This is a genomic window from Bianquea renquensis, from assembly GCF_014384895.1.
GTDB lineage: Bacteria > Bacillota > Clostridia > Lachnospirales > Bianqueaceae > Bianquea > Bianquea renquensis.
The window spans coordinates 33,988-57,346 of sequence record NZ_JACRSQ010000013.1; the positions used below are offsets into that span (position 1 = coordinate 33,988).

Annotated in this window: 20 protein-coding genes and 2 pseudogenes; 2 read left to right on the forward strand and 20 right to left on the reverse strand. The window is 47.6% G+C overall.

The window, feature by feature from the left end:
- Nucleotides 1–99 precede the first annotated feature (99 nt).
- The 12 genes and pseudogenes from pulA to H8730_RS09830 form a co-directional block, all read right to left on the reverse strand.
- Nucleotides 100–2,106 (reverse strand): type I pullulanase, encoded by a 2,007-nt coding sequence (gene pulA / locus H8730_RS09780; RefSeq protein ID WP_249289768.1) that lies wholly within the window; start codon nucleotides 2,104–2,106, stop codon nucleotides 100–102.
- The gene (locus tag H8730_RS09785; RefSeq protein WP_249289769.1) at nucleotides 2,088–3,266 is read right to left on the reverse strand and encodes a class I SAM-dependent methyltransferase; all 1,179 of its coding nucleotides are present in this window, start codon (nucleotides 3,264–3,266) and stop codon (nucleotides 2,088–2,090) included. The genes pulA and H8730_RS09785 overlap by 19 nt, the downstream gene beginning before the upstream one ends.
- Nucleotides 3,267–3,343: 77 nt before the next feature.
- Complete coding sequence (locus H8730_RS09790) at nucleotides 3,344–5,182, reverse strand: glycerophosphoryl diester phosphodiesterase membrane domain-containing protein (protein WP_249289770.1); 1,839 nt, start codon at nucleotides 5,180–5,182, stop codon at nucleotides 3,344–3,346.
- 409 nt (nucleotides 5,183–5,591) lie between these two features.
- Nucleotides 5,592–6,512 (reverse strand): ABC transporter permease, encoded by a 921-nt coding sequence (locus tag H8730_RS09795; protein ID WP_249289771.1) that lies wholly within the window; start codon nucleotides 6,510–6,512, stop codon nucleotides 5,592–5,594.
- The gene (locus H8730_RS09800; RefSeq protein ID WP_177715294.1) at nucleotides 6,512–7,324 is read right to left on the reverse strand and encodes an ABC transporter ATP-binding protein; all 813 of its coding nucleotides are present in this window, start codon (nucleotides 7,322–7,324) and stop codon (nucleotides 6,512–6,514) included. The genes H8730_RS09795 and H8730_RS09800 overlap by 1 nt, the downstream gene beginning before the upstream one ends.
- 53 nt (nucleotides 7,325–7,377) lie before the next feature.
- Nucleotides 7,378–8,472, reverse strand: a complete 1,095-nt coding sequence (locus tag H8730_RS09805; RefSeq protein ID WP_177715296.1) for an ABC transporter substrate-binding protein — start codon at nucleotides 8,470–8,472, stop codon at nucleotides 7,378–7,380.
- A 518-nt stretch (nucleotides 8,473–8,990) separates the two neighbouring features.
- Nucleotides 8,991–9,902 carry a PLP-dependent cysteine synthase family protein gene (locus H8730_RS09810; protein WP_177715298.1) on the reverse strand — a complete coding sequence of 304 codons (912 nt, stop codon included), beginning with the start codon at nucleotides 9,900–9,902 and terminating at the stop codon, nucleotides 8,991–8,993.
- Entirely contained in the window at nucleotides 9,902–11,062 is a 1,161-nt protein-coding gene (locus tag H8730_RS09815; protein WP_249289772.1) for a trans-sulfuration enzyme family protein, read from the reverse strand. The genes H8730_RS09810 and H8730_RS09815 overlap by 1 nt, the downstream gene beginning before the upstream one ends.
- A gap of 42 nt (nucleotides 11,063–11,104) precedes the next feature.
- Nucleotides 11,105–11,233, reverse strand: coding sequence for a hypothetical protein (locus H8730_RS17645; protein ID WP_283243934.1), 129 nt, complete (start codon nucleotides 11,231–11,233; stop codon nucleotides 11,105–11,107).
- The gene (gene metK, locus H8730_RS09820; RefSeq protein WP_249289773.1) at nucleotides 11,230–12,417 is read right to left on the reverse strand and encodes a methionine adenosyltransferase; all 1,188 of its coding nucleotides are present in this window, start codon (nucleotides 12,415–12,417) and stop codon (nucleotides 11,230–11,232) included. Before metK ends, H8730_RS17645 begins: the two co-directional genes overlap by 4 nt.
- Complete coding sequence (locus H8730_RS09825; protein WP_177713541.1) at nucleotides 12,414–13,334, reverse strand: class I SAM-dependent methyltransferase; 921 nt, start codon at nucleotides 13,332–13,334, stop codon at nucleotides 12,414–12,416. The genes metK and H8730_RS09825 overlap by 4 nt, the downstream gene beginning before the upstream one ends.
- Before the next feature lie 409 nt (nucleotides 13,335–13,743).
- Nucleotides 13,744–13,986 (reverse strand): annotated as a pseudogene (locus H8730_RS09830) (HesA/MoeB/ThiF family protein); the annotation flags it as partial.
- A 124-nt stretch (nucleotides 13,987–14,110) separates the two neighbouring features.
- Here H8730_RS09830 and hydE point away from each other — a divergent pair.
- Together hydE and H8730_RS09840 are read left to right on the forward strand one after the other, a co-directional pair.
- On the forward strand, nucleotides 14,111–15,160 hold the full coding sequence (gene hydE / locus H8730_RS09835) for a [FeFe] hydrogenase H-cluster radical SAM maturase HydE (RefSeq protein WP_177713540.1): 1,050 nt from the start codon (nucleotides 14,111–14,113) through the stop codon (nucleotides 15,158–15,160).
- 106 nt (nucleotides 15,161–15,266) lie between these two features.
- The gene (locus H8730_RS09840) at nucleotides 15,267–16,001 is read left to right on the forward strand and encodes a PrsW family intramembrane metalloprotease (protein WP_177713539.1); all 735 of its coding nucleotides are present in this window, start codon (nucleotides 15,267–15,269) and stop codon (nucleotides 15,999–16,001) included.
- A gap of 76 nt (nucleotides 16,002–16,077) precedes the next feature.
- Here the strand turns inward: H8730_RS09840 and H8730_RS17890 are convergent, their stop codons facing one another.
- The 8 genes and pseudogenes from H8730_RS17890 to H8730_RS09875 all read right to left on the reverse strand — a co-directional run.
- Nucleotides 16,078–16,263: a DUF6774 domain-containing protein gene (locus tag H8730_RS17890; protein ID WP_177716506.1), complete on the reverse strand. Its 186-nt coding sequence runs from the start codon at nucleotides 16,261–16,263 to the stop codon at nucleotides 16,078–16,080.
- Between the two features lie 241 nt (nucleotides 16,264–16,504).
- On the reverse strand, nucleotides 16,505–17,545 hold the full coding sequence (locus H8730_RS09845; RefSeq protein ID WP_249289774.1) for a S8 family peptidase: 1,041 nt from the start codon (nucleotides 17,543–17,545) through the stop codon (nucleotides 16,505–16,507).
- Nucleotides 17,493–18,467, reverse strand: a complete 975-nt coding sequence (locus tag H8730_RS09850; RefSeq protein ID WP_249289775.1) for a hypothetical protein — start codon at nucleotides 18,465–18,467, stop codon at nucleotides 17,493–17,495. Before H8730_RS09850 ends, H8730_RS09845 begins: the two co-directional genes overlap by 53 nt.
- Complete coding sequence (locus tag H8730_RS09855; RefSeq protein ID WP_177716507.1) at nucleotides 18,460–19,611, reverse strand: AAA family ATPase; 1,152 nt, start codon at nucleotides 19,609–19,611, stop codon at nucleotides 18,460–18,462. Before H8730_RS09855 ends, H8730_RS09850 begins: the two co-directional genes overlap by 8 nt.
- A 440-nt stretch (nucleotides 19,612–20,051) precedes the next feature.
- Nucleotides 20,052–20,606, reverse strand: coding sequence for a flavin reductase family protein (locus H8730_RS09860; protein ID WP_177716509.1), 555 nt, complete (start codon nucleotides 20,604–20,606; stop codon nucleotides 20,052–20,054).
- Between the two features lie 93 nt (nucleotides 20,607–20,699).
- On the reverse strand, nucleotides 20,700–21,551 hold the full coding sequence (locus tag H8730_RS09865; RefSeq protein WP_177716511.1) for an aldo/keto reductase: 852 nt from the start codon (nucleotides 21,549–21,551) through the stop codon (nucleotides 20,700–20,702).
- 222 nt (nucleotides 21,552–21,773) lie between these two features.
- Nucleotides 21,774–22,883, reverse strand: coding sequence for an aldo/keto reductase (locus tag H8730_RS09870; RefSeq protein ID WP_177716525.1), 1,110 nt, complete (start codon nucleotides 22,881–22,883; stop codon nucleotides 21,774–21,776).
- Between the two features lie 37 nt (nucleotides 22,884–22,920).
- Nucleotides 22,921–23,154: pseudogene (locus H8730_RS09875) on the reverse strand (flavodoxin); the annotation flags it as partial.
- Between the last annotated feature and the right edge of the window lie 205 nt (nucleotides 23,155–23,359).

Below are 23,359 nucleotides of genomic sequence, written 5' to 3' on the forward strand. Positions count from 1 at the left end.
TTGTCAAATATTTTTGAATATACGAAATTATTTTAGCTATACTACACATTCCGTTGTCCAGGAAACGAAATACCGGTTGCCCAGCTGCTCCTCCCCTTCTCACGGGCCGCCGCAGCCTGCCGCTATGGTGACACTGGCTCTTGGGACGCGCATGCGATTCCCCTCCACATATGAAATTGGAGTGAGCCCTGCGCTCTTTTCATCCGCTATGATCATCCACCGCTCCGGAAGTGTTTTCCCCTGCCAAGTCTCCAGCATGACCTCGCGTTCGCCGAGACTCGCGTTCAATATTACAGCAATCCACGGCCACGCATCCTGCGGCTTTCCCTCCAACGTATAAGCGACGACTTGATCCTGAGGTGCGGAAAAATATATCTGCTGAATACTCTCACCCGTTGGGTCTCGAAAAGCAGAAAACTGCTTTCGAATTTGAATTAAGCCTCGATAGTATTCCACTATTTCCCGGAAAATATTGGTACGGTTCCAATCTAGCGCGTTGACCCTACTTTCCGAGCAATAGCTATTGTGATCCCCCCATTTTGTTCGGGCAAATTCTTCTCCCGCCAGAAAAAATGGGATTCCCTGTGATGTCAAGATAAGGGCGGCCGCTAATTTGTTCGCAGCAATGCGGCTTAAATTGTAGTGGTCATAATCTAAAATTCCATCGTTGATCGTCGCTGTCAGCTTATCCCAAAGGGTATAATTATCATGGGCCGATGTATAGGAGATCGTCTGTGTCGGCAGGGACACCGTATCCGTTGTCCCTGCCCATGCCCGAATCGACCTGCGAATCTGCTCTTCCATTCCCCAGCCGCCATTGATAAACCCTACGGTATCGCTTGAAAAAGCATTTCCCTTAATGGCATCCCGGGTATCGTCATTAAAGATAGCGATTCGCTCGTTAAGCAACCGCGCATTGCCTTTCACCGCTGGCAGCAAACCTGGCCTTAGGGCAATCTGTCCCGCTGTCCAAGGCTCCCCATACATGAGAATGGACTTGCCGAGGGGGAGACGGTCTAGCTCCCCCCGTATCTGATTCATGAAATCCACATCGTGGATACCCATCAGATCGAAGCGAAACCCATCAATGTGGTATTCCGTTGTCCAATACAGGATCGAATCCAAAATAAAACGACGGCACATGGTGCGCTCACATGCAGTCTCATTTCCACACATAGAACCATTGGAAAAGCTTCCGTCTAAATTGGTCCGATGATAGTAATATGGCATCGTCTTGTGGAAGGCCGATTCCTCTGTGAAAAAGGTGTGATTAAAGACAACATCCAAGACAACGCCGATTCCCGCTCGGTGAAGGGCTTGAACCATCGCCTTAAATTCTTGAATCCGCACGGCCCCGTCAAAAGGATCCGACGCGTAGGACCCTTCTGGTACATTATATTGGAGAGGATCGTATCCCCAATTATATTGTTGCCCGTCGCGCTCATCCACAGTCGCATAATCAAAAACCGGCAGCAAATGAACATGGGTAATCCCAAGATAGTTAAGATATGAAATGCCGGTGGGCGCCATCCCCTCTCCATTGACTGTCGTATCCGTCTCCGTAAACGCTAAATATTGTCCTCGATGCACCATGCCCGATGAGGGGGACTCTGAAAAATCCCGTACATGTGTCTCCCAAATAATGGCGTCTGTGCTGTGCTCACAGGAGATACGGTGATCCTGCTCCCACCCTGGGGGGTTCGTTGCCTTAAGGTCAACCACCATGCTCCGCCACCCGTTTACGCCGGAGGCCTTTCCATAGAGATCCGCCGTTTCTGTTTTGTTTCCATTGATCACAATCCCATAGGTATAGTAAATCCCATGGTAATCGCCCTCCAAGCTCAGAGACCACACTCCCCGGCCCGCCGAGTCACAGGCATAAGCCCCGCGGAAAGAAGCCCCTTCCTCTGAATCGCTGCCTCTTGTGTACAGCCGCACCTCAACCGCATCCGCTAAAGGCGACCAAATTTTCCAGGTGGTTTTTTCGGGAGTATACGTGCTTCCCAGGTCGCTGCCATCATACGTATAGCGGCGTTCAAAGTCCATCGAATCATAGTATCTGGCCAGCTCTATGTTAGACAGGCGATTCATGTGCCATTGTTCCATCCATCTCTCTCCTTCGATTCCATCAATAGTCTGTACAGCGCAGGGCTCACTTGATACTCGTCTATAGCGGCCTCTGCCTGACGCAAAGCCTCCCTGCGTTTTCCATCACTGACAGTTCCCCGTATTCCCCGAATCAACACATTTTTCGGAGAATGCGCCATATCAATAAATTCCAAGAGTTGAACGTGGTATCCCTGCGACTCTAGCAGGCAACCGCGAATGGAATCCGTCATAAGAGCGGCGAAGCGCTCTTTTAACAACCCATATCGAGTAATCGCAGAGCTCCCTCCCCGCAGTTGTTGATTCACCTCGTGTTGACAGCAAGGAACAGAAAAGATCATGTCTGCCTTCCAGGCAATGGCGTTCCATATGGCATAATCCGTCGCCGTATCACACGCATGAAGGCTGATCACCATATTCACATGTTCTTCTGTCTTGTACCCTGCAATATCTCCAATCTCAAAGTGTAGACCATGGTATCCGTATTTTTCTGCTATCCTTTGGCAGTGCTCAATTACATCCCGCCTTCGATCAAGGCCTGTTATCCGAGCTTCTATTCCTCTCACCTCTGTGAGAAAATAATATAATATAAAGGTCAGGTAGGATTTCCCACAGCCAAAATCAACGACCGTCAGCGTTTTGCGATTCTCCGGTATGCTGTCATTTACCATTTCAACAAAACGATTAATCTGTTTAAACTTATCATATTTGGACTGGACAATCTTACCTTCCGGCGTAAAGATTCCGAGATCCACCAAAGGTGGAATCACATTGCCTTCGCGAAGAAGATACTGTTTCTCTCGATTGTGAGCCAAATTTGTCTCTTGATATGGCTGCTCCCTTGTTTTCTCATGATACAACTGCTTTCCTTTTTTTGATCGTTTCCACAGATGCGTCTGCACATCAGTCAGCGCCTCCATCTGCCGAAATTGCGTCTGCAAACAGTGCAATAGTGATTTCTTTGCCTCTTCAGCCGTCAGATTTTCATGGAATACCTGCGTTCTCGTGTACTTTTCGAATTGATATTGTAGTTCTCCTTTTATCTGAATCCGGCGGACTGCAATCTTCTGGTACCCCTGGTTGTTCTCTGGGTTGCTGAGGATAATGCGACTGACGGTTTGTGAAAATATGTGATCCAGTACCTCCTGTAACTCTCTCATAACCTAGTTTCCCCCATTTCCTGTATTTTTCTGCGAAATACCCCAGCGCTGCTTCACCGCACACCGCTGAGGCAACGTCATTCTTCCGCTATCGTCCTTCCTACGTCATCGGTCTCCCCCAATATCTCTGGAAATGCCCGATCTGCGATAGCCTGCACCAATTGATTGCTGCTCATATTTCGAAGGCAGTAGGTCACCAAATATGGGTTATCCGTCACAATTCCATCGACTCCCATAGCAATCAGTTTCCGCATGTTTTCTTCCGTATTGACTGTCCAGACAAATAATTCCTTTTTATGCCGGTGTAGGAGAGTCAGCAGATCCCGCGATACAAACGTTCTCTCCACACTATAGCAGTCCGCCTCCTGGATACTCATAATGTTCCCGTACACCGCGGATACAATGTACTGAGTTTTGATAAACGGATTGGTCCGCCTCACCGTCTCCAGTATGGATGGATTCATGGATGCGATCATACACTCCTGTTCCATCTCACACTCTTCCACAATTCGAACCGTCTCCTCCGCCAGGTTGGTCTCATGGCCCGTGGCCTTGAGCTCGATAATGAGCTTTAGCTTTCCCTTCGCGTATTCGAGCGCCTCCCGCAGCGTGGGAATTTGCTCTCCCTCAAATGCGCTGGAATAGTAGCTACCGGCATCGTACTCCCTTGTCTCCTGGAAATCCACCTCCCAGACATTCTTGTGAACGCCTGTTGTCCTTGCAAAATTGCTGTCATGCAGCAAGATCAGCTCCCCATCCCGGGTTTGCTGGACATCAATCTCCGCGTAGTCGGCGCCCCCCAGCACCGCTTCCCGAAGAGAGGCAATGGTATTCTCCGGCGCGAAGGCGGATCCGCCTCGATGGGCTGCGATGGAAACCCTGTCCTCATCACTGTCAAAAATCACCACGTGAACTGTAGTCGCATTGATATAGAGGAGGGCCAAGGTTACAATGAGGCCCCCTTTTGCCAAGCGGCGCCAGAGATGGCGATGCGTCTCCCGCTTCGTCTTTTTGAAGGTAAAGGCTTGATAAAACCGGGCATTATAATACAGCGCTGCGATGAAACTGAAGCTGGCGGCAAACCCAAATAAAGTAATCAACAGGGAGCTGAAGTCGTCCAGCTTTGCACAGTCTCGCTGAAACACAATGCGCGCGCTTGCCATGGGAACCCCCAAGCGCACCCGCAGATATACAATGCCGAGGGCCATCAGGTAGATCACAAGGGCAATTCCCCAAATAAACGCAAACCACAATATAAACATCCAAACGGTATGAAAAAATTGCCCTCTGACTAAGTCCACACTCTTCTTACAAGCCTTCCGAAAGCTGTCGCCTGCCAGCGTTACCTGATGGATGCTAAAAACCCATCGCACAATGAAGATGAGAACAAGTACAGACGCGATCTTATAGACGGCATTCAATACCGGGGTTTTTAATATATTGTCCAATATATACCCTGGAATGCTGATAGAGCCGAAGGGGCCAGTCGTCAGTGCCAACCCTGACATAGGGATCATCAGCAGAACGAAGACTACCATTAACAGATTTTGTGGTTTCAAAATGCGGAATGCGCGGCGCACCGCCGAGAAAAACAGCTGCCCCGCCCCTGTCCACTTTCCCTGAACGCCATTGTCAAAATACAGCACGATGGCCGTCATCTCAATAAAGATATAGACCGCGTACACGCAGATTGTCCCAACTGCCAGCAGAACTGCTATGGGATTCCGCATGAGAACCGGCAGGGTATCCATGGTTAGATACCGCAACCCCGCCTGCTGTATGGCATAATCCAGCAGCGCCTTTAGCGCAGGGATTGCGACTGCCAGGGCCGCTGATTTATAGATTAACTCAAAGAGAAGCAGGGTACTCCAGTCCCAGAATATTAATTTAAGTGCATTTTTGAATGTCCGAACCATATCTGGATCTCCCTCCGCCGCAGTGCGCGGTTGTTTGAAGCGGTGAACGCATACGGCCGCGCAGCAGATTGTTCGCTTTGCGATTAGTATACCACAAAACAATAAAGAAATCGACTGGTTTTCACACAGTCGATGATTAAATCTGACACGCTGTTCCATGTCCTGCTTGCCGCCTGACTCATTTTTTTGAATATGGCAGATGGGAAAGCCGCAAATCGGCCTACAGTCTTTTTCCGCTCTGTCCGGTCATAAATTCCCAGCGCATCCCAAATCGGTCGATTAACGAAACAAGAACCGACGATTGGTCTGTTCTTTGTAAAGGAATATGATATCACGGACAACAAAAGAAGTCAATCGCTCCGCAATTACGCGAAATTGATAGTGGTAGTCCACTACATATCAAAATCTGCTACCGTCTCCAGCGCAGCAGATACCGCTGTAACTTATTAAACAGAAACGAGATCCCGACGACAACGACTCCGATAACCAGCAGTCCCACAATGGTGCGCGTATAATCTCCGAAATCTGAATACTGTTTAACGTAGTAGCCCATCCCATCCCGCGCGCCGATCATCTCTGCCGAGGTCAGCAGAATGAAGGACACGCTCAATCCCTGATTACAGCCGATAAAAATTTGCGGGATAGCGGCCGGGAGGATCACAGAAAATAACATGGTAAACTTCTTGACATTCAGCACTTTCGCGGAATCGATTATCCTCTGTTCCACATTCAATACACCGCTCATGGTGCTGGCTAGAATGGGCCAGAAGGCAGCTAGAAAGATGACGAAGACCGAGACGGAACGAAAGGTGGGCAGCAAGGCGATTCCGTAGGGGATGTACACAATCGGCGGTATTGATCCGAGAAACTTCGATATATAGGTGGCCGCATTGCCGAGCCTCGCGCTCCACCCTAGAAATAGTCCAAGGGGGATGGCGATAATAGTCGCCAATACGTAACCTTGAAGGATGATCCCCACTGAGCTTTTGATGTTCACCACAATCTTATGGAAATCACGGACAAACTGCTCAAACACTCTTCCCGGTGGAGGAAACAGTACTTCACTGAGCAGATTAAACTTGGCAGTGGCCAAGATCCACAGAATCAAAAGGCCGTAAAGGAAACCTACAATATCAAGAAACAGGTTCAACCCCTCCTGCTTTTTGACCAGAGCGGAGACAAACAATACGAGGACTTCCACCCCCACCCCAAACCAGATGGCATATGCTGCGTAGGTCTCGTTCGCTACCTGATCCGGCAAAAGTTGGATTAGCAAAAACAGCAGAAATAGCAGATGGATCCACCGTAAGAATCTTTTCCTGGCCGTCATTACAAGACCACCTCACTCCCGCCAATTTTATCCATGATGTCGCCATAGAACAGGGACAGCAATTCATTTCGAAATTTGCTGTAGTCCCTTGTCTGCACGAGATCCGAGCGGTTTCGAGGGCGTTCAAAGGGAACGGAAATCTCTTTATAGACCCTGCCGGGGCTGGCCGACATCATGATGATGCGGTCGGACAGTAGGATGGCCTCGTCAATATCATGTGTGACAAAGACCACCGTTTTCTTTTCCTGTACGCCATCCCCCTCCCACAGTTTCAAAAGTAGCTCCTGAAGAATTGTGCGGTTTTTCGCGTCGATTGCGCCGAAGGGCTCATCCATCAACAGGATATCCGTATCCATCGCCAACGCCCGCGCAATCGCCACACGCTGCTGCATACCGCCGGATAGCTGGGAGGGGTATTGATTCTTAAATTCCCCAAGTCCGACCTTCTCAAGATACTCGTCCGCCAGTTTTAGCCGGTGGGCTTTGGAAATCTCTTTCTTAACCTGCTTGATTCCGAAGGCAATATTTTTGCGGGCTGTCATCCAAGGGAAAAGGGAATAATGCTGGAATACGACGCCACGGTCCGTGCCGGTGCCGGAGATCGGCTTACCATCGATTAAAATAGTACCCTCCGCCGGGGAATTGATTCCCTCAAGAATGCTCAACAGCGTACTTTTCCCACAACCGCTGGAGCCGATCACACTGACGAATTCACCAGATTCCACAGAAAACGATACATCCTTCAGCGCCGTAAAGCGGCGATTCTTGTCCGTGTACTCAACCGTTAAATTCTGTATCTCGATTTTACTCAAAGGATTCACCTCACATGTTTTCGTGCTCCAATAAAACCAGCAACCCTCCAATTTTATTCATACTGGTCGAAGTGCTCTTGCAAAGCCTTGTACACGGGATCATCAGGACTTTCTGTGATGAGACTTTCAAGGGCTTTCTGGTAGATCTGGGTGTTGTAATACTTCTCAATGTCATACTCGTCGGTGTATCCCAGGTCAACGATTGTCTCCTTAAGTGTAATGGTTCCCTGTTTATCTGGGTCAGGGCTGGAGAAGCTGTATCCTCCATACACCTCAGTCCTAATGTACTCCTCGTCAATGTCGATGTATGTCTTCACGTCCTGGATGGTCCCGTCCTGGTTTTCCTGAGAAAACTTATAGGCCTTGATCAAGGCCCTCTCAAATGCATGATAGGCATTGGGATTCTCACTGAGGGCCGACGTTAACGCAACCTGCCGGCAGCACGGCTGATTTTGTAGAGCCTCTTCGTCGGCGCAGTAATACACCACCTCGTATCCCTGTCCCTTCGCAAGGGATGCATAGGGCGAATAGACGGAGGCTGCATCAATCGAGTCATTCTGCAGGGCGGCATACGCATCCTTCTGGCTGTCAAAATAGACGATGTTGACCTGACCGGCGCCTTCCCCAATCTCAATATTAGCATTTCGCAAAAGAATTTGCAGCTCGGCATCCTGCACACTGTTTTTTACCGAGGCAACATTTCTATCCTTCAGGATGGATACGTCCCAGCTCGATAAGCCTTCTGTATATTCTGGTTTTATAACATAGCCGTGCCCGTTGGTCATGGCGCCGCCAAAAATCGTCAAATCATGGCCTTGGCTCTGGAAGGTAAGGGCCGGAACCGATCCAATAAATGCCACATCCAATTTGCCGGACTCAAGACCTGAGGCAAGCTCTGAGGCGCTGGAGAACTGGGTCAGAGTTACATTTAACCCCTCCTCCTTGAAGTACCCCTCCTCCTGGGCAACAAACGCGAGAAGATGCGCTGTGGAGTTCAAGTATCCGAGATTGAACTCTGTCTTTTCAAGACTCGCTGTCTGCAATGTTTCGCTGTTTGAATGATCCGAAGATCTGTCATTGTTGGAGCATGCTGTAACGGATAGCAGTAAGATTAACGCGAGTGCGCTCGCAATCACTATTTTTTTCATTTTTCTTTTCCTTTCGTATTTATGTCCGCCTCACGGTGGACTTTCCTATAGGATAAAATAAAAGCCCCTGTTGCTGGGCTTCCGAAGACTACCGATCATTTGAATCTGTCCAGTGAGACCGTAAGCATCACATTCGAGACATGCAACATCGCATGATACAGCAACCTTTGAACTGCCTCCTACACATACAGATAGTTTTTCCGTTATACGCGATTGTTGCCATGGTCTGATTCCTCCTTCTTTTCTTACCCTTATTATAGTGTATCTCCTTTCTTTTGTCCAATATCCTATAGGTATTATAGGCAATAGGACCGATCTATACCAACCTCCATGAATCCCTGGATAATCCCTTCGATGATATCCTTTCCTGTTTTTCCGGCAATGCCACGGGGATCAAATCGCAGGTTATACAGTACCCCTACCTGGCACGCCGCCTGATTCAAGTGGGAGACGGAATTCGCTGCCGCTGGAATCGCGGGTATGGTTGCGATTTGAGTGACCGCCAGGCCGGCACGAAATTATTCATACAGATGTTTGCTGAAATAGCGGTCTCCCCGGTCTGGCAGAAGGATCACAATGGTGCCGCGCGCTCCAGAAGCCACCAGCTTTTCCGCTGCAGCAAGGGCTGCTCCCGAAGAGGAGCCGGCAAATATGCCTTCCTTTCTGGCGAGCTTCCGCGCTCCGGCAAAAGCCTCGCCATCGCTGATCTTGACGACCTGGTCAACCAGCGACATATCCATGGTATCGGCAATAAAATCATTCCCGATCCCTTCGATATTGTAATCTCCGTGGGCGCCGCCTCCCATGGTGGACCCCACCGGGTCTGCAAGAACGCCCTTGATTTCCGGATTTTGTTCTTTTAAGTACCGCACAACACCGGTGAAGGTTCCACCGCTGCCGGCGCCAGCTACGAGATAATCAAGGTTTCCGTGGAGATCCTCATAAATCTCCGGGCCAGTTGTTTCATAATGGACTGATGGGTTCGCCTGATTCTTAAACTGTTCAAGGGAGATCGCTCCGGGGATGGCAGCGCGCAGCCCCTCTGCCTTCTCAGCCGCTCCTTTCATCCCGCCTTCCCGCGGCGTATTGATAATCTCGGCTCCCAGCGCCCGCATCAAAGTCTGCTTTTCCTCTGAAAACTTGGTTGGAACCACAAAGATAATGCGGTACCCGCGATTCAAGGCGGCAAAAGCAATGCCGAGGCCTGTGTTTCCTGCCGTTGCCTCCACAATGGTTCCTCCCGCCTTGAGCAGTCCTTTTCTCTCCGCATCGACAATCATCGACTGCCCGATGCGATCTTTCACACTCCCTGAAGGATTGTACAATTCCAGTTTTGCAAGCAACTGTACCCCCTCCGGCAGCGCCAAATGACTGAGCTTTACAGTAGGAGTCCGTCCAATCAGGTCCTGCATCGATGCATAATATGCCATTATCTCGCCTCGCTTTCTGCTATAGCCTGATCAAGATCCATCAGGAGATCGCTGATATTTTCAATCCCTATGGACAGGCGGATGAGGCCATCTGTAATGCCTACCTTCTGCCTGACTTCATAGGGAATCGAAGCGTGGGTCATGCTGGCAGGATGGCAGACAAGACTTTCCACGCCGCCGAGGCTCTCCGCAAGCGCAATCAGCTTCAATGACGAGAAAAACCTTTTGATATTGTACTTCTCATATAATTCAAAGGAAACCATTGCACCGCCGTTCTTAGCCTGTCTTTTATTGATTTCAAACCCCTGCGCGCCAGGCAGACCCGGATAATACACCTTCTTGACGGCCCTGTGATTCTGCAAATGCTCGGCTGCTTTTTCTGCGTTCTCCACATGACGGTCAAGGCGAACTCCCAGGGTCTTGATCCCGCGGATAAGCAGAAAGGAATCAAAGGGGCCCAGCACGCCGCCAGTGGCATTCTGGATAAAAGCAAGGCGCTGCGCCAATTCCTCATCGTTGACTACTGCCAGACCTGCCACAAGGTCACTGTGTCCGCCTAGGTATTTCGTTGCGCTGTGGAGGACGATATCCACGCCAAGCTCTATGGGGCGCTGAAGATAGGGTGTCATAAAGGTATTGTCCACAATGGAAAGAATGCCATATTTTTTCGCAATCCCTGCAATCGCCTTAAGATCAGTGACCGTCAGCAATGGGTTTGCTGGACTCTCCACAAGGATTGCCTTAACTTCTGGGGTGAGTTTTTGTTCCAGCGCTGCAAGATCGGTGGTATCCTCAATGGAATAGCTGATTCCAAAATTCTTAAAAATCTTATCCAGCACGCGAAAGGTTCCGCCGTAAACGTTGCTGGAGATGATCACTCGGTCCCCTGAATGGAATAGGCTGAGAACCGCAGCGATAGCCGCCATACCAGAGCTGAAGGCAAAGCCTGCCTTGCCGTGTTCCAGCTCTGCAATCAGCGCCTCCAAGGCCGCCCTTGTGGGATTGCCTGTGCGGGAATACTCCCAGCCAGTGTTCTGCCCCAGCCCACGCTGTTCAAAGGTTGAAGTCTGATAGATTGGCACATTCACCGCGCCGGTCTGTTGATCGCCATAAATTCCGCCATGGATCAAGGCTGATTCAATTTTATACTTGTTTAACATGAACTTTTCCTCCTGTTTTCTAGATAGAATGAACGGTCTCACTTAAGACGGATACTTTAGCTCCTCCTCTGACCAGTTCTCAAGCACCTGAAGCATTTCCTCTGCTGCTTTCTTTGCTCCCTTCAGGTCAAGCTTGTCATGGTTTACCGCAAAGCTTGCAATTCGCTTCATTTTCTTTTCTCCTCCACATAGGTCTTCAGCACTCTGGCTAGATCCGTTTTTTCCCACGGCAAATTCAGCTCCTCCCGGCCAAAGTGGCCATAAGCCGCAGTTTGCGCATAGATCGGGCGGCGCAGATTCAAATTATGAATAATCGCTCCAGGGCGGAGATCCACCACAGCCGATACCGCCTCCTGCAAAACTTCATCGGGAACTGTTCCGGTATTGAACGTATTGACTGAAATCGAAACAGGGGATGCTACGCCGATGGCATAGGCAATCTGAATTTCTACTTTCTTGGCAAGGCCTGCCGCCACTATATTTTTCGCAACATACCTTGCGGCGTAAGCGCCGCTTCGATCGACTTTGGTAGGATCTTTCCCTGAAAAGGCTCCTCCCCCATGCCGCGATGCCCCGCCATAGGTATCCACTATGATTTTACGGCCGGTTAGCCCGCTGTCACCGGCGGGCCCGCCGATGACAAACCGGCCAGTGGGATTGATCAGAATTTTCGTATTGCCATCAAGCCACTGCCCTGGGATCACCGGCGTGATGACCTCACGGACTATATCGTCTCGGATCCGTTCCTGCGTTACGTCCGGATCATGCTGCGTGGATACTACAATGGTATCCACGCCGGCAGGCCGTTCCCCCTCATATCTCACGGACACCTGTGTTTTGCCGTCAGGACGGAGATAGGGAAACACGCCATCTTCCCGCACCTGCGTCAATCTTTTTGCCAAGCGGTGGGCAAGGGAGACGGGAAGGGGCATCCGTTCCGGCGTCTCATCCACCGCATAGCCGAACACCATTCCCTGATCGCCAGCGCCGAGCTCCGCCTCCTTTTCCGTATTGCGGATTTCCATGGCCCGATCCACCCCCTGGGCAATATCCGGCGACTGACGGTCAAGGCGGAGAATTAGCTCCGCCGTATCGGCGTTGAATCCCAACTCTTCCCTGGTATACCCGATGTCCCTTATGGCCTGGCGGACGACTCTTTCACTGTCAATGGAGATGGCAGATGAAATTTCGCCCACTAGAATAATGGTATTGTTCTTCACCACCGTTTCCACCGCCACACGGGAGGTTGGGTCCTTCTCAAGGTATGCGTCCAGTATCGAATCCGAAATGATATCACTGACCTTATCGGGATGTCCCTTTGTAACGGACTCCGATGTAAAAATAAATGACTTCATTGCACTCTCTCCTTTTTCACTGCCAAAATAAAATGGATATTTTCAAAAGCCCTCTGCTCGTCGGCCCTGCCGGCAAAAAAATGTTGCTGTATCGTTTCTGGTGTCTCATGGCGATCCAAGATAAAGCCGTGCCGCAAAAGTGCCTGCCGGATTTCCTCAATGGAAAAGCCGTGCTGCATCGGTTCCCCCAACCGCGCCGTGATTTCTGTCAGCTGCCTTACGCGGTGGACGCCTCCGCCTCCTGCAGCGAATGTGGTTTCATCTGGGAAGTCAAAAACCATCTGATTTCCTTGACAGGATAGCTGGCTAATCTTTTCAATTGTCTGCTCAAAGATCGGGAGCGTCAGGTAATAGGTCACCCCCAGAATGGCAAAGTAGGCCGGACACTCTGGCGCAAACCCCGCATTCTTCAAAATATCAACCATATTGTCCTTTGCAAAATCGTTGGCCACATAGTGAACATTATGGGGTATAGTCCACTCAAGCTGCCGGATTCTCTCCAATTTATATCGCTGGGTATCTGGGTGATCTAGCTCGAAAATCTGGATATCCGGATTTTCATTGCGAAACGCGAAGGTATCCATACCGGCTCCGCAGATCACGTACTGGCAGCATCCTTTTGTCTCTGCAAAACGAGCGAGTTCTTCTTCCGCAAATGCAATTCGCGATAGTGGAATTGGTGATATATATCGGTTTAGCTCTGGATAGACCCGAGTCCCGTTAAACCCACGGTTGGGATCAACTCCTGCAGGATCAAAGTCATGCTCAATCAGCTGCCCGATCTCCTCATATTCCTCTTTGCCCATGAGATCGTAGGCAAGAAAATCGTCAAATATTTTTTGCTTTCCAAAGTTGGAATGATAAGCCCTGGCAAAGGAGCAAAGCTTTGCCGTCATGCTCTCCTGTGTATCGATCATCTCTTCACCCCTCTAGGTCAATTTAACATAAAAAGACCCCGCCTGTTTATCATACCGCTCTCTCCCGCGGACGATACAATGAAAACAGGCGGAGTCTTAACGCTGAGAATACCCTGTTATTTTACAAACAGTTGAAAGCCTTGCCGCCTGTACCGCAACAACAGCACAGACAACAAGACCGATTCCATACAAAAAAGTCATTGGATAGAGGGGAGATCCCCTCAATTTTCGCGACGTCGCTGTTCAAATCATTCTGCATTCGATGTTCCATCTTGTATCCCTCGTTTCATGTTTGCACCTAATACTTATAAAACCTATCATATTTATAAGTATTAGTATATCACGCATCTTTTCTCCTGTCAATACTTTTAAATAAATAAACATATATCGGATTGCTCTCCAGATCCGAGGAAAGTTGACAAGCATGGTTAATCAAAAGCTTTGCAGCGAAATTGTCTGTGCCATCGATGATAAAATCGTACTCCGCAATGAGATCCATAATATTGGAGGCAGAAACAAAAGTGGGATAGGTCCGTATGTCCACATGGGGATTTAACCGGTTCAAGGTTTCTCTCGCGGACTCGACCTTTGCTTTGCCCACATCCTCCGTGGAATGGATAATCTGTCGCTGCAAATTGGAGAGACCCACTTCACCCCCAACAACATGCAAAAACAAAATTCTCCTTGACAGATGAAAGAGAGATCGTTTATACTATAAACCTACTAAATGCATAGAATTTATGTCTTTTTGAATACAGGGAGCTGTGGAAACTTCTATGAATCTTTCGAAAGAGCATATAACGGCACTTGCGGCGGAGCGCGATCTCTCCACCTCGGAGCTTATGTCCTTACTGCAGGCTGAGGGGTTGGATTCCCTTCTGTTCTCTGCCGCCGATAAAGTCCGGCGTCAGATTTATGGGGATGCGGTGTATGTCCGCGGTCTGATCGAGTTCACAAATTGTTGCAAGAATAACTGCTATTACTGTGGGATTCGCAGGGACAATCAGAGTGCGACCCGATATCGCCTGGAGCAAGACGACATCCTTGCCTGCTGCGCCGAAGGATATGAACTCGGCTTTCGCACCTTTGTACTACAAGGAGGGGAGGACTCTTATTACACAGATGCGAAAATCTGTGGGATCGTCTCCGCCATTCGGAACCGGTTTCCGGACTGCGCGATCACACTCTCCATTGGGGAAAGGCCAAAGGACAGCTACCAGGCCTACTTTGATGCGGGAGCGAATCGCTATCTGCTGCGGCACGAGACTGCCGACCCGGCGCATTACCGTAAACTTCACCCGGAGGCTATGAGTCTGCAAAACAGGAAAGAGTGTCTATTTCATCTGAAAGAAATCGGTTATCAGGTAGGGTCTGGATTTATGGTGGGTTCCCCGTATCAGACATTGGACAATCTGGTTGCGGACCTGCGCTTTTTACAACAGCTCCAGCCGGATATGATCGGCATTGGGCCGTATATTCCCCACAATGAGACTCCGTTTTCCAAATTTGAACGGGGAAGTCTCTCTCTGACCCTCCGGCTTATCGCTGTGCTGCGCCTAATGTTTCCCTATGCGCTCATTCCAGCGACGACAGCTCTGGGAACGATTCATCCCCAGGGACGGGAGCTGGGACTGCAAGCGGGCGCCAATGTGGTGATGCCCAATCTCTCTCCTGTAAAGGTGCGCAAGTTATATGAACTCTATGAAAATAAAATCTGTACCGGAGAAGAAGCGGCGCAGTGCCGTGGCTGTCTGGAGCGCCGTGTGGAATCTGCGGGATACCAGATCGTCACTTCCATAGGAAATGTAAAGAAACCAAATTCGTAATATTCAATGATTCCCTTCAAAGAATACCCAATAACACAACTGTATACGCAAAGAACTCTGCCTCTGCAAAAGCGGAGTGCCAAAAAAAGTGGAATAAGGTGGGTCTATGCTTTTCTTTTATCTGAATCCAATCCTGATCGCGGCGGCAATCATTCCAGCAATTTTTTTACTGATCCAAGTCTATCGAGCTGACAGGCTTGAACGGGAACCTCCCGCGCTGCTCTTATCGCTTATCCTCTATGGCATACTTGCAACCGGGTTTGCCATGGTTACAGAACGGGCGGGCAGTGCCTTACTCAGCCGAATATTCGATACAGATTCCCTAATGTATAAGGCGATCCTGTATTTTGTGGTGGTTGCCTTCTCGGAAGAGGGCTTCAAATACTTGTTGCTCAAAAAGCGAACATGGTATTCCCCAGCGTTCAATTGTCAATTTGACGGTGTCGTCTATGCCGTCTTTGTCTCCCTTGGCTTTGCGCTGTGGGAAAATATTGGATATGTGATTCAATATGGCTTAAAAACAGCCATGCTTCGTGCCGTGACAGCGGTTCCCGGACACGCCTGTTTTGGTGTTTTTATGGGAACATGGTATGGACTTGCCAAACGCTATGATGGCATGGGCAAAAATGGAGTGTCCCGATTCTGCCGTATTATGGCATTTCTGATTCCTTCGTTCATGCACGGCTGCTATGACTTTATTGCGACAATGGAATCCCTTCATTTCAGCTGGATATTTGCTGCGTTTATTGCCGTGATGTTTGTAATCGCATTCTTACTGGTACGAAATATGTCAAAGCACGACCGCTATATTGCGCGTCATGATACCTATCTCGGCCTTTGACAAGCAAGGGGGCTAGCGCACTAGCGATTGAAGATCGCAGTGCGCTAGCCCCCTTTTCGTCGATTTGAATGTTGTCTCAGCATTGCGTATCGGAGGAATGGGAGGCGCTCTCACAAATACTTCTCTGTGTGGCGATGGTTGTAAGAGTATCGCCAAGCTGTGAGAAAACAGCGCCCAAAACATTTAGCTCATCATTTGTGAGGTCACTAGCCAATGCATTTGCCATTGCTGTAATTGATACCGTTAGCTCACATGGGTTCATCGTTTATCACCTCAGTACAGTATATGCTCGTTTCCCCTTGAGGTCTCCGTTAAAAAAAGACAAGGCGGCCGCCGTTGGACTCTACGCATCCTAGATATAATGCTTTACAAAATGGAGCTCGTCCACTTTTATGCATCAACCTTTATGCGCAAGGCATTCGCCAACTGATAACGATTTTGTGCCTGAACTTCACTATATACATCTAAAGTACCGCTAACATCTTCCATAGTGGCAACCAATGCTATGGAACATCTAAATTTTCCTCGTCCCAACGAGAGAAAAGTTCCAGCCATATTTGCCAGTCGCCAGAATTAAACGATGTGAATGTTTTAGTGAATTGACAACAGACATCCCACTTTCTTCGACCTTCAGAATAGTCTTGTGCTACTGGTAGCAAACGTCCATCTAGATGAGACTTTTTTAGTGAGGCTCGAATAAACGCTCCTAAATATTCGCTACCCTTTGTACGATCAACCGGTGGCAGCGTCAGGCAAGTAACGGTAACTCGAGCGACATTTCTACCTACCTGAGCGGCTAAAACTTCCGGCATATAGATTTTTACACGTTCCTTAGTTAGCCTATTAAGGCTTCCAGTTCTTAAGAAAGTTACCCGAGAAGGAGATGAGAATTTGCTATCTTCCACAGAAGCAACTCCTCTTCCATAAAGGTTATGCGCAAATGCCAATTCCTCATTTTCCATCTCATCGCTTTCCCATAGAGGTTTTGCATTATGATACAGTAAAGCTTTTGCGAGCAAAATATCATTATTAGGAGTATTATTTAATATTTCCGCTAAATCGCCAGCAACAGTGGGAGCTGTAAAACTAGTTCCTGCATCCGGCTTTACAGTTGCATTTTGAGTGAGAACTAACGAGGTTATGTCAGCGGGCACATGAGCGCCGGTTCCATCCAAAGATATAGTACCGCCATAAGCGCACATATCAGGCTTTGAAAAGCCAGCAAAACCGGGCCCTCGTCTACTATATGGAGCGATGATATTTTTCCCAGAAAGACTACCGACGTGATCCTCGCTTATAACTGCTCCCACTACGATACTGAGCATAGAATCAGCGGGGGGAGCAATTCGTGAATCAGAATCATCTAATATATCGTCAATGGAAGTTTCTGTCTTCCAAAGCTCGTGGTTTCCAGCCGAAACAACAAACTGGACTCCGTATTTCAACTGCAATGCGTCAAGCTCAAATCCTATAATACTCATTTCATCACCTTCAATGGGAAGGCTCGCATTTACAGATAGGTTGTAGTTCTCCAATCCGTGCAAATGATACCCTGCTTGCCACTCGTGTTCCGTGGTCGCTATCGCCCCCGTGGGAAAAGGGGGCCGTCCAATGTCCAATTACGAGTTGATCAAATGGAAAAGAAAAGTTTATCCCGGAGTCAAGAACAACGACAACAGGCAGATCTTCTAAATCAACTTCATCGGTCATTTGTGCAGAAGCTGGAATATTTACAAGAAAATCATCCACACCTACGCTAAAAAAACGAGTTTCCTCAATTCTATATATCGCAGAGTCATTCTCAAAGCGGCTTAAAGTGCTAGATGGAACAACCGCACGAATTACTGGCGTTCTATCTGAGAGGTAATAGAGGTCCTGCTGAATTTGTCCCTGTACAATATGAATTTTTTCTTTTACCTTTTCAATTGCTATTGAATAGTCCTTAGGTTGCAAATTAGGGATAAACATAAGTTGAATATCTACTGTTTCGGGAGGCCGATCAATATACACTTTTTTTCTTAACTCTCCGGAATTCTTCTCTGTTCCTATATACGGGGCAATACTTTCTATATAGTCAAACTGTGTTTTATTTGTACCGTTGGCCGTATATGCTTCCACTCGATTTCTTAATATCTGGAACTGATGTCCCGTTGTAGAAACTACTGCATGCCGCTCATCTTTAACTGCGTTTACGTGCATTCCGTTCTTGGAAAATATATCAGACTGATGCTGAATTTTTTCGCCCTCTGGCAGTTCAACTTTAAATACATATAATCCAGCATCGTACAGGGAGTCATCTTCTTTAAGCTCTTCGACGGCTTGCTTAACTAATTGAAGCCCATGGCTTAATTTAGCACCGTGCTCAGAATAAACAATATCACGAGGTGTGGTTCTACCAGTAGGCTTTTTTGATATACGTTCTACTTCCTCGTCAGGAATCCAAAAATGAGGCTTTCTGTCATTCATCTAATTTTCCCTCCTTGTTAAAACGATAGCTTAATGTTGAACGGGGAATGCCGGTGATCGCTTCTAATGTACGAATTGATACACCATTCTTTTGAATCTTCGATAATGCCTTCATAAAGTCGCCATCATCTTCACTAACGTATAGAGCCGTATGCTTCATCCAAATTTTACCAATTTCTTCTATGGAGATAGTTTCCCCCCTTTTTTTATTCATGACACAAAACTTACCTAATGACTGTAAGAATGTTTGCATCTGAGCACCACTCATACCATCTGAAAGAACAACCAATATTTGGGAATCCACTTTGTAATCCTTCAAAAAATCTTGTAATGAGTTTTCAATTATTTTCTGGCGCTGCATTTCATTAGGCTCTTCTAACAAAATAGAAATATCAAATCTTCTCCAAATCGCCGGATCAAGTAAATGGTGGTGATTAGTTGCAGCGACCAAAAAAATATTTGCAGGCATTTCATCCATGTTTTGTAGCAAGGTTGTTACAACTCGCTTCAATTCTCCAAGTTCATGTGAGTCATCTCTTTTTTTTGCTATAGCATCGAATTCATCGAGAAATAGCATAATTCGTTTTCCTTTTACAAATTCAAATATCTTCCGGATATTTGTTCCTGTTTGGCCTAGATACGATGATACTAGACCATCCAAACGAACATACGCTATGAGCAGTCCTAATTCTTTTGCTAAGGCATTTGCAGTCATTGTTTTTCCACAACCAGGAGGGCCACAGAATAATATTCTATTTGTAGGTGTGACTCCTATTCTCATAAGCTCTTGAACGTTATTTTGTTCTTCGACAATTTCCTGAATTGTATCCTGAGCCTTTTCCGATAGTGCTACATCTTTTAGCCGAACGGTAGGTTGTAATATTTCCACCAGATCCAAAGTGCTATCTTTGTCTTTAGGTAAATTTGTAACCGATTGTACTGAAAAAGACATTGTAGACATTGGGCTGATCACGGAACTCTTGGAATGTTTATCTGGCGAATAAGCATTTTTAAGCGATAACGCTAATTGAGCATTACCTTTTTTTTCTTCATCATGAATCAAATCAGAAAGTGCACTTTCAAATTGAGATTCATTTCCGCTACTGTGTGCGGTTACTAAATTGATTATTAAATTTGCTTTCATCTTGGCGCTCTCCTTGGACACAACTGTTCATCATGAAATTATAATAGCATATTCAAGCAATTTTGTCAATTAATTTTTGGACATCATTGGACAATTGAATTCTGATGCTCAGATGAAATCTGGCTGATCCTTGACGTGGAGATCCCCATCTCTGGTCAGGCTAGAAACCATTTGCAGAAACCATAAGCGATTCTTCCACAGACGAAGAGCCCGCTCAGCACATTCTGCGAATGATACCGGGCGGGCTTTCTCACGTGGCCTTCTTCTGTTTGCATTTGGCTGCGGCGGCGCTGCTTTTCCAGTTGCACTTGCGTGAACTGTTCAGCTATAATGATGCCTTTGGTGTAAGCTCATGAATACAAAACCCCAATAGGCCGACAGCATATGCAGCCGCCTCCTTTCGCAGGTTAGCAGGTAATCTCTATCTGCATCGATCATTTTTATTTGAGCTTCATCCCGTCCTTGAACGCATTGCCCACGCGGTTTCCCAGCTCGTAATACCCGTGATGCACGGTGTCGTAAGTAATGGGGTGGAATTTGCCAAGGTCTATTTCTCCGTCCTCACCGAGAATACTTTCATCTGCGCTGACATTCTTTATTTCACCGATAAACTTGCTGCCATCAATGACCTGCTTCAAAACACATTCCAGTACAAGCGGAAGTTCATTGATTACCGGTGCGTTTACAAATTCACTTTTTATGGTTGTAAAACCCGCTTTTGTCATTTTATCCGGCTCACTGTTTGCGGAAACAACGCCTACATAATCGCAGGAAACCATATGCGCTGTATCCGCCACGCTTACGGTAAAAGCTTTGGTTTTCATCATATTATCTGTGGTCTTATGGCTGCCAAGATCAATCATGATCTCATTCATTCCTACAATGCCGCCCCATGCGGCGTTCATGGCGTTTGCTTTTCCGTTTTCATCGTAAGTACCGATAATCATAACAGGCTGGGGATACAAAAACGGTTTGGCTCCGAAATTCTTTCTCATAGCTGTAAATCCTCCTAAGCAAAATAATGAAAGCCGTGGATGCGGTTTCAAGCACTGCCAATATCCTGCAGTATTTTCACGGCATTTCTACTCTTATTCATGTATCTTCATGCTGTGCAGCATCTTGACAAAGCTCGGATCAAAGTGGTTGACGATCTCGCTGTGTCCAATGTCCAGCTTAGCGATTTCTGCCATATCTGCATCCCTGAGCGCAAAGTCCCAAATATCCATGTTCTGCTCCATTCGGTTTTTGTGAACCGATTTCGGAATCACGACTACGCCGCGCTGCACATTCCAGCGCAGTGCAACCTGCGCGGCTGTTTTACCGTATTTCTCACCGATGGCCGTTAAGACGGGATGGGTGAAAATACCGTGATTGCCCTCAGCAAACGGGCCCCACGCCTCCGGTACGATTTCATATTCCTTCATCAGTTTCAGTGCATCTGCCTGCTGAAAGAAAGGATGCAATTCGATCTGATTGACAGCGGGTACAACTTCGACTGTTTCACAGATATCAGCCAGTACATGGGGATAGCAGTTGCAAACGCCGATAGCACGGATGACGCCTTCTTTATAGAGTTCCTCCATTGCACGCCATGCACTCATATAATCGCCCATCGGCTGATGAATCAGATACAGGTCGAGGTATTCAAGACCCAACTTTTTCATGGAAACTTCAAACGCTTTCTTTGCGCCCTCATAGCTTGCATCCTGAACCCACAGCTTGGTAGTGATGAATAAGTCACTTCTCTTTATACCGCTTTTTCGAATGGCATCTCCTACTGCTTCTTCGTTCATATAGGCCGCTGCGGTATCAAGCAAGCGATATCCGCTTTGAATTGCATCCAGAACAGCCTGTTCGCACTGTTTGGCATCGGGAACCTGAAAGACCCCGAAGCCTTCCAATGGCATTTTGATTCCGTTATTTAATGTAATATACTCCATGACAGTTCCTCCATTTTAAAGTTCTTGGCAATTATTTTAACCGATTTTTTCTTCAGGCAGAAGTCTCTGTTTGTTTATCAGTTTCAACCTCAAAGTGTGCACCGGATTGTTCCAATTTTATCAGCTTGTCCTCTGCGTCCGATAACGCCGTTTCCGCATTCCTGCCATAAGCAGTCATCGTTATGTAGGTATCCATAGCAAGATGACGATTTCTACATTTTCTCATAGCGTTTCTTTACTATTATCAAAATATGAGGCAATCGTCTCCATTCTGGAAACCTGATCCACATGGAATGGACAGCGGTGATTGCAATGACCGCATTTCAGGCAGTCAGAAGCTTTCTTTTCCAGCTTCTCATAATGATTGTAAGCCAGGCGGTCACCGGCTTTGGCGAGATCGTAATACTTATTGATCAGACCAATGTCCAGGCCCGCAGGACAGGGCTTGCAGTGATTGCAGTAAACACACTTGCCGCTCGCATCCTGGGGCGTAAAGCTGCCAATGACGGAATAATCCGTTTCTCCCGGTTCTGCCTCCAGAAAACCGAGAATCCGGTCTAAATCTGCCTTTCCACGAATCCCCGGCAAAACCGTCAACACACCCGGCTTATCCAGCGCATATTGCAGGCACTGATACTCCGTAAGTGCCTGACCGAAGGGGGAGGTTTTCGCATCCAGAAGCTGCCCTCCGCTGAATGCCTTCATTACAGAGATTCCGACCCCCTCTTTTTCACAGCGCCGGTACAGACTCATCCGTTCCTCCATATCTCCGATTCCATAATCGCCCTTACGGTAATCATAACCGGGATTGATGCTGAACATCAGCATATCCAGAATGTCCATATCCAGCACTTGATTTGCCAGAGACGGCGTATGGGAGGAGAGGCCGATATGCCGGACAACTCCCTGGTCTTTTAAATCTTCAATATATCGAATCACGCCTGCTTTTTCTACTTTGCGCAGATCTGCGGCATCGTCAATACAGTGGATAAAACCAAAGTCAATATAGTCCGTCTGCAAGGCATGAAGCTGCCAGTCAACAGACCGCTTGATGGTATCCAGATTTGTTGTCCAGCCGTAGGTACCGGTTTCATAATTTGCACCAAAATGAATCTGGAAATACGCCTTATCCCGGTTGCCTTTGAGCGCCCGTCCATAGGCCGCAAAGGGCTTTGCCTCAGCGGAGGCCATGTCAAAATAATTGATTCCCCGCTCCAGCGCATAACGAACGGTTTCTTCAATTTCCTGTTCACTGGCCGCCTGAATGGAACTTGTGCCAAGTCCTATGATACTGATCGGTTCCCCTCCGTGGGGCAATATTCGATATTCCATCGCTTTCATCCTGCTATGTCCTCCCTGCCATTTATCTTTATAAGTTCAGATCCTTCACCCATTTTTTCAGGGACTCTTCCGACAAGTTTCCATTTAGCAGCCTGCCCTGCAGAAGTGTTGCCCCCGGACAGCTCGGTTTCAATTTCGCATTTGTCTTTCCCATACCGCTGCCGCCGGAGGTTGCAAAAGGGATGATCGTCTTACCGGAAAAATCATAGCTTTCCAGAAACGTATTGATGATCGTCGGGGCCACATACCACCAGATCGGGAACTAAACTGTAGCCCGCCTTCATTTTCCCTTGAAAATACTGGCTTTAACGGCATACACAAATGTGTTTCCTGTACCTCAATATAAATAATAGCACATTACCTACTATAGCAGAAGCCTCAATAAGTTCGTGCAGTATAAACCTTCAGTTTATAACTGCAAACGCCAACGGCATTGTTTACCGTTGGCTTTATGTATTTTGGATGTA